Source organism: Streptomyces sp. NPDC057963, from assembly GCF_042887155.1.
GTDB lineage: Bacteria > Actinomycetota > Actinomycetes > Streptomycetales > Streptomycetaceae > Streptomyces.
Genome location: NZ_JBHVPX010000002.1, coordinates 686,011 through 698,196, shown reverse-complemented (window position 1 = coordinate 698,196; position 12,186 = coordinate 686,011). Strand labels below are relative to the sequence as shown.

13 protein-coding genes are annotated in these 12,186 nt (G+C 70.3%); 6 read left to right on the top strand and 7 right to left on the bottom strand.

The window, feature by feature from the left end:
* The first annotated feature begins 48 nt into the window (after window positions 1-48).
* Together ACFVT1_RS06925 and ACFVT1_RS06920 are read left to right on the top strand one after the other, a co-directional pair.
* Window positions 49-543 carry an inorganic diphosphatase gene (locus ACFVT1_RS06925; protein ID WP_362193503.1) on the top strand — a complete coding sequence of 165 codons (495 nt, stop codon included), beginning with the start codon at window positions 49-51 and terminating at the stop codon, window positions 541-543.
* Between the two features lie 357 nt (window positions 544-900).
* Window positions 901-2,616: a threonine/serine exporter ThrE family protein gene (locus tag ACFVT1_RS06920; RefSeq protein WP_389793219.1), complete on the top strand. Its 1,716-nt coding sequence runs from the start codon at window positions 901-903 to the stop codon at window positions 2,614-2,616.
* 154 nt (window positions 2,617-2,770) lie between these two features.
* Here the strand turns inward: ACFVT1_RS06920 and ACFVT1_RS06915 are convergent, their stop codons facing one another.
* On the bottom strand, window positions 2,771-3,484 hold the full coding sequence (locus ACFVT1_RS06915; RefSeq protein WP_389793217.1) for a DedA family protein: 714 nt from the start codon (window positions 3,482-3,484) through the stop codon (window positions 2,771-2,773).
* 146 nt (window positions 3,485-3,630) lie between these two features.
* Between ACFVT1_RS06915 and ACFVT1_RS06910 the strand changes: the two genes are divergently transcribed.
* Window positions 3,631-3,996, top strand: a complete 366-nt coding sequence (locus ACFVT1_RS06910; RefSeq protein ID WP_389793215.1) for a YbjQ family protein — start codon at window positions 3,631-3,633, stop codon at window positions 3,994-3,996.
* A gap of 48 nt (window positions 3,997-4,044) precedes the next feature.
* Here ACFVT1_RS06910 and ACFVT1_RS06905 read toward each other — a convergent pair whose 3' ends face one another.
* Entirely contained in the window at window positions 4,045-4,803 is a 759-nt protein-coding gene (locus ACFVT1_RS06905) for a MerR family transcriptional regulator (RefSeq protein ID WP_389793213.1), read from the bottom strand.
* A gap of 136 nt (window positions 4,804-4,939) precedes the next feature.
* On the opposite strand from ACFVT1_RS06905, the gene ACFVT1_RS06900 reads away from it, so the two are divergent.
* The 3 genes from ACFVT1_RS06900 (at window position 4,940) to ACFVT1_RS06890 (ending at window position 7,501) form a co-directional block, all read left to right on the top strand.
* A complete protein-coding gene (locus ACFVT1_RS06900; RefSeq protein WP_389793211.1) occupies window positions 4,940-5,248 on the top strand; it encodes a hypothetical protein in 309 nt (102 codons plus the stop codon).
* 135 nt (window positions 5,249-5,383) lie between these two features.
* Window positions 5,384-6,007: an NAD(P)H:quinone oxidoreductase gene (wrbA, locus tag ACFVT1_RS06895; protein WP_389793209.1), complete on the top strand. Its 624-nt coding sequence runs from the start codon at window positions 5,384-5,386 to the stop codon at window positions 6,005-6,007.
* Between the two features lie 69 nt (window positions 6,008-6,076).
* A complete protein-coding gene (locus tag ACFVT1_RS06890; protein WP_389793207.1) occupies window positions 6,077-7,501 on the top strand; it encodes a glutamate decarboxylase in 1,425 nt (474 codons plus the stop codon).
* A 16-nt stretch (window positions 7,502-7,517) separates the two neighbouring features.
* Here ACFVT1_RS06890 and ACFVT1_RS06885 read toward each other — a convergent pair whose 3' ends face one another.
* From ACFVT1_RS06885 to ACFVT1_RS06865, 5 genes are all read right to left on the bottom strand, one after another.
* On the bottom strand, window positions 7,518-8,303 hold the full coding sequence (locus tag ACFVT1_RS06885; protein WP_389793205.1) for an ABC transporter permease: 786 nt from the start codon (window positions 8,301-8,303) through the stop codon (window positions 7,518-7,520).
* On the bottom strand, window positions 8,300-9,247 hold the full coding sequence (locus ACFVT1_RS06880) for an ATP-binding cassette domain-containing protein (protein ID WP_389793369.1): 948 nt from the start codon (window positions 9,245-9,247) through the stop codon (window positions 8,300-8,302). The genes ACFVT1_RS06885 and ACFVT1_RS06880 overlap by 4 nt, the downstream gene beginning before the upstream one ends.
* A gap of 78 nt (window positions 9,248-9,325) precedes the next feature.
* Window positions 9,326-9,967 (bottom strand): PadR family transcriptional regulator, encoded by a 642-nt coding sequence (locus tag ACFVT1_RS06875; RefSeq protein WP_389793203.1) that lies wholly within the window; start codon window positions 9,965-9,967, stop codon window positions 9,326-9,328.
* Between the two features lie 18 nt (window positions 9,968-9,985).
* Window positions 9,986-10,546: a DinB family protein gene (locus ACFVT1_RS06870; RefSeq protein ID WP_389793201.1), complete on the bottom strand. Its 561-nt coding sequence runs from the start codon at window positions 10,544-10,546 to the stop codon at window positions 9,986-9,988.
* A gap of 166 nt (window positions 10,547-10,712) precedes the next feature.
* On the bottom strand, window positions 10,713-12,170 hold the full coding sequence (locus tag ACFVT1_RS06865) for an aldehyde dehydrogenase family protein (RefSeq protein ID WP_389793199.1): 1,458 nt from the start codon (window positions 12,168-12,170) through the stop codon (window positions 10,713-10,715).
* Window positions 12,171-12,186: the final 16 nt, after the last annotated feature.

Below are 12,186 nucleotides of genomic sequence, written 5' to 3'. Positions count from 1 at the left end.
GGGACACTTAATCACCAGTCGTATGTGTTGATCATGGAGGAGCCACCCGTGGAGTTCGACGTCACCATCGAGATCCCGAAGGGTTCGCGGAACAAGTACGAGGTGGACCACGAGACCGGTCGGATCCGCCTGGACCGTCGACTCTTCACCTCGACCAGCTACCCGGCGGACTACGGCTTCGTCGAGAACACCCTCGGCGAGGACGGCGACCCGCTGGACGCGCTGGTCATCCTGGACGAGCCGACCTTCCCCGGCTGCCTCATCAAGTGCCGTGCCATCGGCATGTTCCGGATGACGGACGAGGCCGGCGGCGACGACAAGCTGCTGTGCGTCCCGGCCTCCGACCCCCGGGTGGAGCACCTGCGCGACATCCACCACGTGTCGGAGTTCGACCGCCTGGAGATCCAGCACTTCTTCGAGGTCTACAAGGACCTGGAGCCCGGCAAGTCCGTCGAGGGCGCCGACTGGGTCGGCCGCGCCGAGGCCGAGGCCGAGATCGAGGCCTCCTACAAGCGCCTTGCGGCGCAGGGCGGCGCGCACTGATCACCCGCGGGTCGCGGCCGGATTCCGGCCGAGGTACGTCGCACGGTTCCGTTTAGGGTTCCGTGCCGGAGCCGGGCGGCACTCCCCACGCGGGGGGTGCCGCCCGTTTCGCATCTCTGCCCGTTCCGTGCTCCCGCCCGCTTCGCGGGGCCGCCCGTTCCGTGGTCCCGCCTGTTCCGTGGTCCCGCCCGCCTCGCGGGGCCGCCCGTTCCGTGGCCCCGCCCGTTCCGCGGTCCTGCCCGCTTCGCAGGGCCGCCCGTTCCGTGGCCCTGCCCGCCTCGCATCCGCGCCCTTGTCCGTGGCCATACTGGGCAGAAGCGCAACCGAGGACGCGCAGCCGATGAGGAGCGAGGTCGAGTGGTGGCGGAACAGGGCGGTCCGGAGGACCAGAAGCCCCAGTCCGACGAGGCGCGCAGCGCCTTCGTCCCGCCGGCCGGGGTGGAACGGCGGACGACTGCGTCCGAGGACGACCAGCCGACCTCGGAATTCGCGATCCCGCCCGGTCTGACGACCGAGTCCCAGGGGCCGGGCCCGGCTTCCGCTTCGGGGTCCGGAGCCGGTTCCGGTACGGCCTCCGGCGCGGACACGACCGGCTCCGCCTTCGCCCTGCCGAGCACCTACAGCGCCCAGCACCCGCCGCCCGCCTTCACTCCCGCGCACGGCAGCCCGATGATCCGGCTGACCAAGGAGGCCCCTTGGCAGGACCGGATGCGCACGATGCTGCGGATGCCGGTCGCCGAGCGCCCCGCGCCCGAGCCGGTGCAGAAGCACGACGAGGCGGGGCCCGCGGTGCCGCGTGTGCTCGACCTGACCCTGCGCATCGGGGAGCTGCTGCTCGCCGGCGGCGAGGGGGCCGAGGACGTCGAGGCGGCGATGTTCGCGGTCACCCGCAGTTACGGACTGGACCGCTGCGAGCCCACGGTCACCTTCACCCTGCTGTCGATCTCGCACCAGCCCTCGCTGGTGGACGACCCGGTGACGGCGAGCCGCACCGTACGCCGCCGTGGCACGGACTACACCCGGCTGGCCGCCGTCTTCCGGCTCATCGACGACATCACCACCGAGGATGTCGAGGTCTCGCTGGAGGATGCCTACCGGCGCCTGGCGGAGATCCGGCGCAACCGGCATCCGTACTCCGGCTGGGTGCTGACGCTGGCCGGCGGCGGGCTCGCGGGGGCGGCGTCGGTGCTGGTCGGCGGCGGCGCGCTGGTGTTCGTGGTGGCCGCGATCGGCGCGATGCTCGGCGACCGGCTCGCCTGGCTCTGCGCCGGGCGGGGGCTGCCGGAGTTCTACCAGTTCGTGGTGGCGGCGATGCCGCCCGCCGCGATGGGTGTGGCGCTGACCCTCACCCACTGGTCGGACGTACGGCCGTCCGCGGTGATCACCGGTGGGCTGTTCGCGCTGCTGCCGGGGCGGGCCCTGGTGGCGGGCGTGCAGGACGGGCTGACCGGCTACTACATCACCGCCGCGGCGCGCCTGCTCGAAGTCATGTACCTCTTCATCGGCATCGTCGTCGGTGTGCTGCTCGTGCTCTACATGGGGCTTCAGCTGGGCGCCCAGCTGAACCCCGAGGCCCGGTTCGTCGCCCATGACCGGCCGGTGGTGCAGATCCTGGCCTCGATGGCGCTCTGTCTCGCCTTCGCGATCCTGCTCCAGCAGGACCGGTCCACGGTGCTCGCGGTGACCCTCAACGGCGGGGTCGCCTGGGTGATCTACGGGGCGATGGCCAGGACCGGCAACATCTCGCCGGTGCTCGCGACGGCGACGGCGGCCGGGCTGGTGGGCCTGTTCGGGCAGCTGTTCTCGCGCTACCGGTACACCTCGTCGCTGCCGTTCATCACGGCGGCGATCGGTCCCCTGCTGCCCGGTTCGGCCACGTACTTCGGCCTGCTGGGTGTGGCACAGGGCAATGTGAACGCCGGGCTCGCCTCGCTGTCGACCGCGGTGGCGACGGCGCTGGCCATCGCGATCGGGGTGAACCTGGGGAGCGAGATCTCCCGGCTGTTCATGCGGGTGCCGGGGGCGGTCGGCGGGGCGAACCGCCGCGCGGCCAAGCGGACACGCGGCTTCTGAGACCGCCGCCGGTACGGCTCCGGGTCGGCGCTCAGCCGGCAGTGCCGGGTGAGCGCTCGGTCCGAGCGCTCGGTCTCAACGCCCGGTCCGAGCGCTTCGTTCAGCGCTCGGATTCAGCGCTCGGTCGGCGGCGCTCAGCCGGCAGCGCTTGGTCTCAGCGCTTGGCGTGGCGGCCGCGCTGCACCGGGGCCGGGCCGCCGTCGGCGGACGGGCCGGGGCCCTCGCCGCCGCCCGCCGCCGCTTCCTTCTTCGACTTGGAGCGGGCCCGCAGGAACTCGATCCCGATCGGCACCACCGAGATGAGCACGATCAGGATGAGCATCGCCTCGATGTTCTGGTGGACGAAGTCGATCTTCCCGAGCGCGGCCCCGAGCAGCGTGACGCCAACGCCCCAGAGGATGCCGCCGATGATGTTGAACGTGATGAACGAGCGGTAGTTCATCCGGCTCACACCGGCGATGATCGGCGTGAACGTGCGCACGATGGGCACGAAGCGGGCCAGGATCAGCGACTTCGGTCCGTACTTCTCGAAGAACTCGTGAGCCTTCTCGACGTTCTCCTGCTTGAAGAGGCGGGAGTCCGGGCGCTTGAAGAGCGAGGGGCCGACCTTGCGGCCGAAGAGATATCCGACCTGGTCGCCGATGATCGCCGCGAGCCCGACCAGGAGGCAGACCAGCCACAACGGGGTCTTCAGCTGGTCCGTGGTCACCAGCAGCCCTGTGGTGAAGAGCAGCGAGTCGCCGGGGAGGAAGAAGCCGATCAGCAGTCCGGACTCGGCGAAGACGATGAGGAGGACACCGGGGAGTCCGAACGTGTTGATCAAATAGTCCGGGTCCAGCCAGCTCGGTCCGAGCGCAAGCGTATTCAAGGGTCCGGGCTCCTGGATAGGTCGATGGCGGCTGCGTGGCCGCCCAAAGCTATCAACGCAGGATGATGTTCCCGGGTTCCAGTGCCCCGCGCGAAAGTGCGCACCGGGCCAACCGGGACAAAACTCTCTCCAGGAGGTATCACACGATGAATATCGAGGATTTCGGCGGCGGGCAGACGGACCACTCGGATGTCCTGGTCGTCACCACGAACGACATCCCGGGCTACGAGGTGACCCGGGTGGTCGGTGAGGTGTTCGGCCTGACCGTGCGTTCCCGCCACATAGGCAGCCAGATCGGCGCCGGGCTGAAGTCCATGATCGGCGGCGAGCTGAAGGGGCTGACCAAGACGCTCGTCCAGACCCGGAACCAGGCGATGGAGCGGCTGGTCGAACAGGCCAGAGCCCGGGGCGCCAACGCGGTGCTGATGATGCGCTTCGACGTGACCGAGGCGGCCGACGTGGGCACCGAGGTGTGCGCGTACGGTACGGCGGCCGTGATCAGCAAGATCTGAGCGACGGCCGGTACGGGGGCGGGGGCGCGCCCCCGCCCCCGTACCGGATCATGCCCGGCGCTCGGCGTTGGCGTCGATCGCGGCCCGCAGGTGTTCGGCCAGGCCCGGCCGCATCGAGTCGTAGTACGCGCGGAACCGCGCGTCGGACACGTACATCCCGCCGAGGCACCGGTGGAACTCGGGAGTGCACTCGTAGAACCACTTGGAGATGTGGAGCCGGTGGGCCTCGGCCAGATCCATCGCCCGTTCTCCGGTGGCCGGTTCGCCGGCCTCCATCAGCGCGTCGTAGGCGGCACTCCAGTCGGCGACCTCCGCCTGCAACCGCTTCCAGTCGTCCTTGGTGTACCGGGCGGCCCGGCGCTGCGACTCGGCGTAGGCGGCGGTGCCTCCCCAGCGGCGTTCGGCCTCCTCCGCGTGCTCCTCGGGGTCCTTGCCCCCGAAGACCTCGAACTTCTCCTCGGGCGTGAGGTTGATGCCCATCTTCTGTGCCTCCATGGCTGTTTCGACGGCGGCGGCCATCTTTCGCAGTTCGGCGATCCGGTCGGACAGCAGCCGGTGCTGGCGGCGCAGATGCTCCTGCGGGTCCGCGTCCGGGTCGTCGAGCAGTACCGCGATCTCGTCGAGCGGGAAACCGAGCTCCCGGTAGAACAGGATCTGCTGCAACCGGTCGAGGTCGGCGTCGTCGTAGCGACGGTGACCCGCGTGGCTGCGCCCGCCGGGCGACAGCAGTCCGATGCCGTCGTAGTGGTGCAGGGTGCGCACCGTGACCCCGGCGAATCCGGCGACCTGTCCCACGGAGTAGTCCACGACTCCCCGCTCCCTTCTCCGTTCTGGGTACCTACTGAGCCTGCGTCCTGACGTGACGTGAGGTGCAAGCCCGAGTCGCCGCCACCCCAGTGCCATGAGAAGGGTTATGCGGCTTTTGCATCCATAGGGTGAGCCGATGGCCACAGATTCTTCCGCCCTCGCCGGGGCCGCTCCCGGATCCACCCCCGTGCACCGGCTGCTGCCCGTCATCGTGCCCGCACTGGCCGTCGGGGTCGCCTCGGCCCTCGTCCTGCCGGGTGTCAGCCTCCTCGCGGAGAAGGTGCAGGACGTGCTCCGGGGCGCGCTTCCCGACGCGCTCTCCGTCGGCCGCCACTCCGCGCTCCGGATGATCGTGATGCTCACCGCGAGCGGGCCGGCGGCCGGGCTGCTGGTGACCGGGCGGCCGCAGATGCAGCTGCCCGAGGACGGTACGCCGCTGAGGTGACTCCGGTCCGGGCCCGTTGCCCGGCGCGACCGCTCGACGCGCTGGATGCCCCGTATTTCCGTAAAGTCCCCTCCATATGGGTATCTCCGGAAGCATCCGGAGACGTTCAGTCAGGCCCTGCCGGAGGTTTCCGCCATGCCCACGCCCGTCAACGTCGCCGTCATCTACTACTCCTCGACCGGCACCGTCGCCGCGATGGCCAAGGCCATCGCGCAGGACGCCGAGAAGGCCGGTGCGGAGGTACGGCTGCGCAAGGCCCATGAGCTCGCCCCGCAGGCGGCCATCGACTCCACCCCGGCCTGGGCCGCCAACGCGAAAGCGACCGTGGACATCGCCGAGGCGTCGAAGGACGACATGATCTGGGCGGACGCCGTGATCTTCGGTACGCCGACCCGGTTCGGCAATGTCGCCGCCCAGCTCAAGCAGTTCATCGACACCCTCGGCGGCCTCTGGCAGGCGGGCCGTCTCGCCGACAAGGTCTACAGCGGCTTCACCTCCACCAGCACCGCGCACGGCGGCCAGGAATCCACCCTGCTCGCGCTCTACCACACGGTCCACCACTTCGGCGGCATCCTCGTGGCGCCCGGCTACACGGACCCCTCGAAGTTCGTCGACGGCAATCCGTACGGCACTTCGCACGTGGCGGGTCAGGGCGACATCCCGGTCGGTGTGCAGACCCTGACCGCCGCCCGGGTCCAGGCCGAACGGGTCGTGAAGTTCACCCGGGCCGTCAAGGACGGCCTCGCCGCCGAGAACTGAACCACCGCACGCCGACAGGACCGTCGCGGGTCACCACGACCGCCGAGAGCCGAGAAGGGCTGTCCGCCGATGCCTCTCCACCAGGGTTCACCCCAGGGTACGGAACCGTCCGAGAAACGCCGCAGGCTCGCCCTCAACCCGTTCTTCGGGGAGGCCGACCCGACCGCCGGCATGGAATCGGCACCGCCCCGGCACCGGCTGCCCGACGGGCCGATGCCGCCTTCGACCGCGTACGGCCTGGTCCATGACGAGCTGATGCTCGACGGCAATGCGCGGCTCAACCTCGCCACCTTCGTCACCACCTGGATGGAGCCCCAGGCCGGGGTGCTGATGGGCGAGTGCCGCGACAAGAACATGATCGACAAGGACGAGTACCCGCGCACCGCCGAGCTGGAGCGGCGCTGTGTGGCGATGCTCGCCGATCTCTGGAACGCCCCCGATCCCGCGGCCACCGTGGGGTGTTCGACGACCGGCTCCAGCGAGGCGTGCATGCTCTCGGGGCTGGCGCTGAAACGGCGTTGGGCGGCCAGGAACGCCGACCGCTACCCGGCGGCCGCCCGGCCCAACCTGGTCATGGGCATCAATGTGCAGGTCTGCTGGGACAAGTTCTGCACCTTCTGGGAGGTCGAACCGCGGCTGGTCCCGATGGAGGGCGACCGCTTCCACCTCGACCCGCAGGCCGCGGCCGACCTCTGCGACGAGAACACCATCGGCGTCGTCGGCATCCTCGGCTCCACCTTCGACGGTTCCTACGAGCCGATCGCGGAGCTCTGCGCGGCGCTGGACGCCCTCCAGGAACGCACCGGCCTCGACATCCCCGTCCATGTGGACGGGGCGTCGGGCGCGATGGTGGCCCCGTTCCTGGACGAGGACCTGGTGTGGGACTTCCGGCTGCCCCGGGTCTCCTCCATCAACACCTCCGGGCACAAGTACGGCCTCGTCTACCCGGGCGTCGGCTGGGCCCTGTGGCGCTCGCCCGCCCAGCTGCCCGAGGAACTGGTCTTCCGGGTCAACTACCTGGGCGGCGACATGCCGACCTTCGCGCTGAACTTCTCCCGGCCCGGCGCACAGGTGGTGGCGCAGTACTACACCTTCCTGCGGCTGGGCCGGGACGGCTACCGGGCCGTCCAGCAGGCGTCCCGGGACGTGGCCCGGGGGCTGGCCGGACGGATCGAGGAGCTCGGGGACTTCCGGCTCCTCACCCGGGGCGACCAGCTGCCCGTGTTCGCGCTGACGACCGCGCCGGATGTGGACGCGTACGACGTCTTCGACGTGTCCAGGCGGCTGCGTGAGCAGGGCTGGCGGGTGCCCGCGTACACCTTCCCCGCCAACCGGCAGGACCTGTCGGTGCTGCGCGTGGTGTGCCGCAACGGCTTCTCGTCGGACCTCGCCGAACTGCTCCTGGAGGACCTCCGGCTGGTCCTCCCCGGCCTGCGCCGACAGCCGCACCCGCTGAGCCAGGACAAGCAGGCGGCGACGTCCTTCCACCACTGAGGGCCGGTGCGAACGCTCAGCGGTCGATCCGGGCGAACCTCCGTACCGCCAACGGGAAGAACACCGCGATCAGCGCCAACGGGCAGGCCACCGCGAGCAGTTCGGCGTGGTCGGACGCCCAGGAGCCGCCGGCCCCGCCCGGGTTGCCGAACAGCCGGCGCACCGCCGTGGCCGTGGCCGACATCGGGTTCCATTCGACGACCGCGCCCAGCCATCCCGGCATCGACTCCGGGGCGGCGAAGGCATTGGAGAGGAAGCCGACCGGCCAGACCAGGATCTGCACCGCCTGCACCAGCTCCGGCTTCCCGGCCACCAGCGCCAGGTGGATGCCGATCCACAGCATCGCGAACCGCAGCAGCAGCAGAAGCCCCACCGCCCCCAGGGCCGCGGCCGGCCCGTGGTGCCAGCGCCAGCCGACCGCGTATCCGGCGCCGGTCATCACGGCGAGCGCGACCGCCGACTGGAGCATGTCCGCGGCGCTCCGGCCGACCAGCACCGAACCGGAGACCATCGGCATGGCACGGAACCGGTCGACGACCCCCTTGTTCAGGTCCTGGGTGACCGCGAGCATGGTCGACTCCAGGCCGAAGGCCATCGTGAGCGCGAGCATGCCGGGCACCAGGAACTCGGTGTGGTCGCCGTCGACGCCCTGCCCGCCGCCGACCAGGTAGGTGAACATCAGCAGCAGCATCACGGGGAAGACCAGGCCGACGACGATCCGCACCGGCTGCCGCGCCCAGTGCGCCAGTTCGCGCCGCGTCATCGTCCAGGAGTCGGAAACCGCCCAGCTCATCGCGCTCATGCCGGCACCTCCGCGGTCTCCGGCCTCCGGTCGGTCAGCGTGAGGAAGACCTCGTCCAGCGTCGGGCGCCGCACCGCGATGTCCTCCGCCTCGATGCCCGCCTCCTCCAGCGCCCGCACGGTCCGGGTCAGGGTCGCCATCCGGTCCGGCGCCGGTGCCCCGATCAGCCGCCGGTCCGGGTCGACCACCGCTCCACCGCCCAGCAGCCGGGCTGCGGCGGCCAGTTGGGCCCCGTCCCGGACGACGACATCGATGCGGTCCCCGGCCACCATCGCCTTCAGCTCGTCGGCCGTCCCCTCGGCGGCCACGCGTCCCGCGTCGATCACCGAGATCCGGTCGGCGAGCTGATCGGCCTCCTCCAGGTACTGCGTGGTCAGCAGTACGGTCGTACCGCCACCCACCAGTGAGCGCACCGCCGCCCACACCTCGGCCCGGCCGCGCGGGTCGAGCCCGGTGGTGGGCTCGTCCAGGAAGAGCACCTCCGGGTCGGTGATCAGCGAGGCGGCCAGATCGAGCCGCCGCCGCATGCCGCCGCTGTACTCCTTGACCGGTTTCCGGCCGGTGTCCGCGAGCCCGAAGCGGGCCAGCAGTTCGTCCGCCCGGACACCCGCCCGGCGCGCGCCCAGGTGGTACAGGCGGCCGAACATCTCCAGGTTCTGCCGGCCCCCGAGCTCCTCGTCGACCGCCGCGTACTGCCCGAGCAGCCCGATGCGGCGCCGGACCTCGCGCGCCCGGTCCCGTACGTCGAACCCCGCCACCTCGACCCGCCCCTCGTCGTGCCGCAGCAGCGTCGACAGGATGCGTACCGCTGTGGTCTTGCCCGCCCCGTTGGGGCCGAGCACGGCATGGACGGTGGAGCGGGCGACCGTGAGGTCCAGGCCGCCCAGCGCGCGCTTCTCCCCGTACCGCTTGTGCACACCTTCGACAACGATCGCGTCCGCCAAAATCGCCACGCCCTCCCATAGTCAAATTTGACTAGCAGGATCGAAGGTAACCCCGGCACCTTCATTCGTCAAACTTGATTACTCGTCGTCGCCGGGATCGCGGACACCCGTCGCATAAGGGTTCTCCTGCCCCTCGGCGAGCACGCCGACGAAGGGTTCACCCTCCCCCGCGAAGCTGTACGCCCCACCCTCGATGCGCGCGATCAGCTCGCGCGTCCACTCCGCCCCGGCGTCCGCCGAGTGGACCCACATGTTCATGATCTCGCCGATGTGCCCGAGGGACTCGGGCCCGGCCTCCGGCGTGTAGTACCCGGTGACCGAGGCCCGCCAGGCCGCGAGACCGGCGACCCGCTCCTGGAGCAGCCCGATCACCTCGGACCGCTCCAGGTCGACCATCCCGCCGAGCCCCGCCGACAGCACGTCCAGCTTCTGGTCGTACGAGGTGAGCGCCGCGCGCAGCAGCGCAAGGTACTCCTCGTTGCCGGACTCGGTGATCTCGTACTCGGTACGGGGCGGGCCGCCCGCCGTGCTCGGGGCCGTCTCGTGGGCGACCAGCAGCCCCTGCTTCGCCATCTGCTTCAGTGCGTGGTAGATCGACCCCGGCTTGGCGTTGGACCACTCGTGGGCACCCCAGTACTCCAGGTCGTTGCGGACCTGATAGCCGTGCGCCCGGCCGTGCTGACGCACGGCGCAGAGGACCAGCAGCCGAATCGCGGACATGTCACGCACCCTTTCTATTCAACTTTGATCAGCGTAGCCCCCGGCCTCGGCGACCAGCTCGAACGCGGTACGGCCGTCCAGGGACTCCCGGATGATGTCGGCGTGCCCGGCGTGCCGGGCGTGCTCCTCGACGAGATGGACCAGCATCCAGCGCATCGAGACCCGCCCGTCCTTCGGGAACCAGGGCGCGTCGGGCAGCGGGAAGGTGTCGTCCAGGCTGGGCACCGAGCGGATGAACTTCTCGACCTCGGCCGCGACGCCGTCCCAGAACTCCAGCATCTGTTCCACGGTCTCGTCACCGATGAGCCGGAAGGTGTCCGCCCAGGCCTCCTGGATCTGCGAGGTGTCGCCCGTACGCTGCTGACGCTGCTGAGCCATCCGCAGCCAGTGCTGCTCGGCCTGGGCCACGTGCTTGAGCAGCCCGGAGAGGGAGAGTTCACTGGCACTGGGCCGGCTCGCCGCCTGCTCCTCCGTCAGGCCGATCAGCGAGCGCCGGATCGCGCCGCGCTGCGCTTCGACGAAGGAGAGGAGCGCGCCGCGCTCGTCGCCGTGGGCTTCCGCGGGAACGTGAGTAACCATGGTGTCCGTCCTCGGTGGCTGTGCCGGTTTCTTCCTGACACCGCCCAAACTACGGACCCTTGCGGTCAGTTCCTGTCCTCGACTCCGGGCGGACCGGCGGCGGAGACGTCGGCAGCGACGTCGGCAACCGCAGAGACGTCGGCAACCGCGCCGGAAGGGGAACGGGCTAGAAGGGGAACGCGCTCCGGCCGTACTGGATGGAGATCCACTTCTGCGTGGTGAAGGCGTCCACGGTCGCCTCACCGTTCAGCCGGCCGATCCCGGAGGACTTCTCACCGCCGAAGGCCACCAGCGGATCGTCCTGGACGGTGGAGTCGTTGACGTGGAACATCCCGCTGACGACGCGCCGCGCGAACCGCACCCCGCGTTCGGCGCTGCGGGTGTGCACGGCGCCGCTCAGCCCGTACGGGGTGTCGTTGGCGATCCGTACGGCTTCGTCCTCGCCGTCGAACGGCACCAGCAGCGCCACCGGGCCGAATATCTCCTGGGACAGCAGCGGGGAGCCCGCGGGGAGCCCGGTGAGCACGGTCGGCTCCACGAGGTTGCCACGGGTCCGGCCCCGCAGGAGCGCGGTGGCCCCCTCGGCGAGCGCCTGGTCGACCAGGGCGGTCAGGGCGTCGGCCTGGAAGGTGTTGATGACCGGGCCGATCTGGACCTCCGGGTCACGCGGGTCCCCGGTCCTCAGCGCGGCCACCCTGGCGGTGAACTTCTCGGTGAACTCACGCTCGACGCCGCGGTCCACCAGGATGCGGTTGGCGGCCATGCAGACCTGCCCCTGGTACACGAAGCGGCTGAAGACGGCCGCGTCGACCGCGTAGTCGATGTCGGCGTCCTCCAGCACCACCAGGGCGCTGTTGCCGCTGAGTTCGAGGACCGTCCGCTTGAAGTGCCCCGCCGCCGTCGCGCCGACGTGGCGGCCGACCCGGTCCGTGCCCGCGAAGGAGATCACCTTCGGTACGGGGTGCTCGATGAACGCGTCCCCTATCTCGGCGACATCGGTGATCACGACGTTGAGCAGCCCGGCGGGCAGTCCGGCGTCCTCGAAGATCTTCGCGACGAGCCCGCCGCCGACGACCGGGGCGTTCTGATTGGGCTTGACGACGACCGCGTTGCCGAGCGCGAGGGCCGGGGCGACGGACTTCATCGTCACCAGGAAGGGGAAGTTGAAGGGGCTGATCACCCCTATGACGCCGACGGGCTGCCGGTAGAGGCGGTTCTCCTTGCCGTCCACCGAGGAGGGCAGGATGCGCGCCCCGGGGCGCAGCGCCTGATGGATCGCGTCGCGCAGGAACTCCTGGCCGACACGGACCTCGTACTCCGCCTTGAGGCGGGTGCCGCCCAGCTCGTCGACGATCGCCTCGACGATGTCGTCGTGCAGTTCCTCGGTGATGCGCAGGGCGCGCTCCAGAACACCGCGGCGCTCGTACGGGCCGGTGGTGGCCCAGGACCGCTGGGCGCGTTCGGCGGCGCGATAGGCCAGATCGACCTCCTGCGCGGTCGCGATGGTGATCGCGGCGAGTTTCTCCCCGTTGTAGGGATTGAAATCGATGATGTCCCACGAGCCGGTTCCGGTCCGCCACTCACCGTCGATGTACTGGTCGGCCAGCTCGTAGAAGAAGGACATGCGATCCCTTAACTCA

What these genes read in the sequence shown, in the direction of transcription:
- ACFVT1_RS06875 (WP_389793203.1), bottom strand. Translation starts at nt 9,967, where the DNA reads ATGTCCGCGATTCGGCTGCTGGTCCTCTGCGCCGTGCGTCAGCACGGC.
- ACFVT1_RS06870 (WP_389793201.1), bottom strand. Translation starts at nt 10,546, where the DNA reads ATGGTTACTCACGTTCCCGCGGAAGCCCACGGCGACGAGCGCGGCGCG.
- ACFVT1_RS06900 (WP_389793211.1), top strand. Translation starts at nt 4,940, where the DNA reads ATGGCCACAGATTCTTCCGCCCTCGCCGGGGCCGCTCCCGGATCCACC.
- ACFVT1_RS06865 (WP_389793199.1), bottom strand. Translation starts at nt 12,170, where the DNA reads ATGTCCTTCTTCTACGAGCTGGCCGACCAGTACATCGACGGTGAGTGG.
- wrbA (WP_389793209.1), top strand. Translation starts at nt 5,384, where the DNA reads ATGCCCACGCCCGTCAACGTCGCCGTCATCTACTACTCCTCGACCGGC.
- ACFVT1_RS06885 (WP_389793205.1), bottom strand. Translation starts at nt 8,303, where the DNA reads ATGAGCGCGATGAGCTGGGCGGTTTCCGACTCCTGGACGATGACGCGG.
- ACFVT1_RS06910 (WP_389793215.1), top strand. Translation starts at nt 3,631, where the DNA reads ATGAATATCGAGGATTTCGGCGGCGGGCAGACGGACCACTCGGATGTC.
- ACFVT1_RS06890 (WP_389793207.1), top strand. Translation starts at nt 6,077, where the DNA reads ATGCCTCTCCACCAGGGTTCACCCCAGGGTACGGAACCGTCCGAGAAA.